This window comes from Cognatundibacterium luofuense, assembly GCF_018139685.1.
In the GTDB taxonomy this organism is placed as follows: domain Bacteria; phylum Pseudomonadota; class Gammaproteobacteria; order Burkholderiales; family Burkholderiaceae_D; genus Undibacterium; species Undibacterium luofuense.
In genome coordinates this window covers 1-295 of sequence record NZ_JAGSPN010000556.1, presented here as the reverse complement: position 1 = coordinate 295, position 295 = coordinate 1, and the positions used below count along the sequence as shown (strand labels likewise).

Annotated in this window: 1 protein-coding gene; it reads left to right on the top strand. The window is 53.6% G+C overall.

Features of this window, described 5'->3' with window-relative positions; all coding sequences use genetic code 11:
- Positions 1 to 32: 32 nt before the first annotated feature.
- On the top strand, positions 33 to 295 hold a 263-nt coding region (locus tag KDM89_RS23010), incomplete at its 3' end, for a C1 family peptidase (protein ID WP_369123605.1).

Genomic DNA, 295 nt, shown 5'->3' with positions numbered 1-295 from the left:
ACTGGAGGAAGAAAGGAAATGTCGTTTCACCAGTGAAGAACCAGGGGGCCTGTGGCAGCTGCTGGACTTTCTCAACCACTGGGGCCCTAGAGTCAGCTGTGGCTATTGCCAGTGGGAAAATGATGACCTTGGCTGAGCAGCAGCTGGTGGATTGTGCCCAGAACTTCAACAATCATGGCTGCCAAGGAGGTCTCCCCAGCCAGGCCTTCGAGTACATCCTGTACAACAAGGGCATCATGGGAGAGGACAGCTACCCTTACATAGGCAAGAATGGTCAGTGCAAATTCAACCCAGG